Here is a 2,029-nt window from a genome sequence, read left to right on the forward strand (position 1 = left end):
CGTCATCATCGTGCGTGGCACTGATGGCGAAGTGCGTGCTTTCCACAACGCCTGCCGCCACCGCGGTTCGGTTGTGTGCAAGGCGAAGAAGGGCAATTCGCCCAAGCTGGTCTGCCCCTACCACCAGTGGACCTATGAGCTGGACGGCAAACTGCTGTGGGCGCGGGACATGGGGCCGGATTTCGATGCCTCCAAACACGGGCTGAAGCCGGTGCATTGCCGCGACCTGGCCGGGCTGATCTACATCTGCCTGGCGGATGAGGCGCCGGATTTTGACGGTTTTGCCGAGGTGGCCCGCTCCTATCTGGAGCCGCATGATCTGGGCAATGCCAAGGTGGCCTATGAAAGCTCGATCATTGAGAACGGCAACTGGAAGCTGGTCTGGGAGAACAACCGCGAGTGCTACCACTGCGGCGGCAACCACCCGTCGCTGTGCCGGACCTTCCCCGAGGATCCTTCGGTCACTGGCGTTGAGGGCGGCGAGACCCCGCCGCATCTGCAAAAGCACTTTGACCGGATCGAAGCGGCTGGCTGCCCGGCGCAGTTCCGCATGGATGCACGCGGCCAGCACCGGCTGGCGCGGATGCCGCTGAACGAAGGCGCGGAAAGCTACACCATGGACGGCAAGGCGGCAGTGGCCAAGCCGCTGGGCCGGGTGCCCTTTGCGGATGCCGGCACGTTGCTGAAGTTCCATTATCCGACCACCTGGAACCACTTCCTGCCGGATCATTCCCTCGTGTTCCGTGTCACTCCGATCAGCCCGACCGAAACCGAAGTCACCACCAAATGGCTGGTGCACAAGGATGCGGTCGAGGGCCAGGATTACGACATCAAGCGCCTGACCGAGGTCTGGATGGCGACCAATGACGAGGATCGCATCGTGGTCGAGGACAACCAGCAAGGCATCAACTCCCCCGCCTATGAACCCGGTCCCTATTCCGAGGTGCAGGAAAGCGGCGTCATTCAGTTCTCTAACTGGTATGCCGAGCATCTGACCCGCGCGCTGACCGGCCGCCATCTGATTGCGGCGGAGTAAGATCATGGGATTGCAGGCCAATTTTGAGACATTGGACGAAACCCTGGCGTGGAAGGACGACGAGATGCTGGAATGCGTCTCGGTTGTTCCGGAAGCGCCGAACACCGCCACCTTCAGCTTCCGCGCGCCGTCCGGCGCGTGGTTTAAATACCAGCCGGGCCAGTTCCTGACACTGGAACTGCCGGTGCCGGAAGGGACCGTCTGGCGGACTTACACCATCAGCTCGTCGCCCTCGCGGCCCTTGTCGATTTCGGTAACGGTCAAGGCCCAGGGCGACAGCATCGGCACCCGCTGGATGCTGGACCATCTGCGCCCCGGCAGGATCCTGCGCGCCTCTGGCCCGGCAGGGGTGTTCACCCTGCCAAAACGCCCGAATGGCAAGTTTCTGTTCATCTCCGCAGGCTCGGGCATCACGCCCAGCCTGTCGATGACGCAGTATCTGTTCGACCGCGGCCAGTCGCCCGACATCTGCTTTATCAACTGCGCCAAACGCCCCAGCGAGATCATCGCCCGCCAGCAGCTGGAAAGCATGGCGTCGCGGCTGCCGGGGTTGAAGCTGAACCTGGTGGTGGAAGAGGACGATCCCTATCAGGTCTGGACCGGCTACCGCGGCCAGCTGAACCAGATCATGCTGGGCCTTATCGCGCAGGATTATCTGGAGCGCGAGGTCTACTGCTGCGGGCCGGAGCCGTTCATGCAGGCGGTGCGCGACATGCTGAACGGCCTGGGCTTTGACATGGAGAACTACAACCAGGAGAGCTTTGGCGCGCCGGTTGAAACAGCCGCTGATGTGCCCGAGATCGACGATGTGGTGCCAGAAGAGACCGCTGCCGCCGAGATCAGCTTTGCGGCGTCCGGTGTTATGGCAACCTGCACCGAAACAGATACGGTGCTGGCGGTGGCCAAGGCTTCGGGGCTGAACATCCCGTCGGGCTGCACCTTTGGCATCTGCGGCACCTGCAAGGTCAGGAAAACCGCAGGCGAGGTGCATAT

At 62.5% G+C, this 2,029-nt stretch carries 2 protein-coding genes; both read left to right on the forward strand.

The features are described 5' to 3' along the window. The coding region (locus A2I95_RS33755) for an aromatic ring-hydroxylating dioxygenase subunit alpha (protein WP_291736835.1) at window positions 1-1,036 on the forward strand (1,036 nt) is incomplete at its 5' end. Window positions 1,037-1,040: 4 nt separating this feature from the next. Beyond that, the coding region (locus A2I95_RS33760) for a hybrid-cluster NAD(P)-dependent oxidoreductase (protein WP_291736838.1) at window positions 1,041-2,029 on the forward strand (989 nt) is incomplete at its 3' end.

It is taken from the genome of Leisingera sp. F5, from assembly GCF_001593695.1.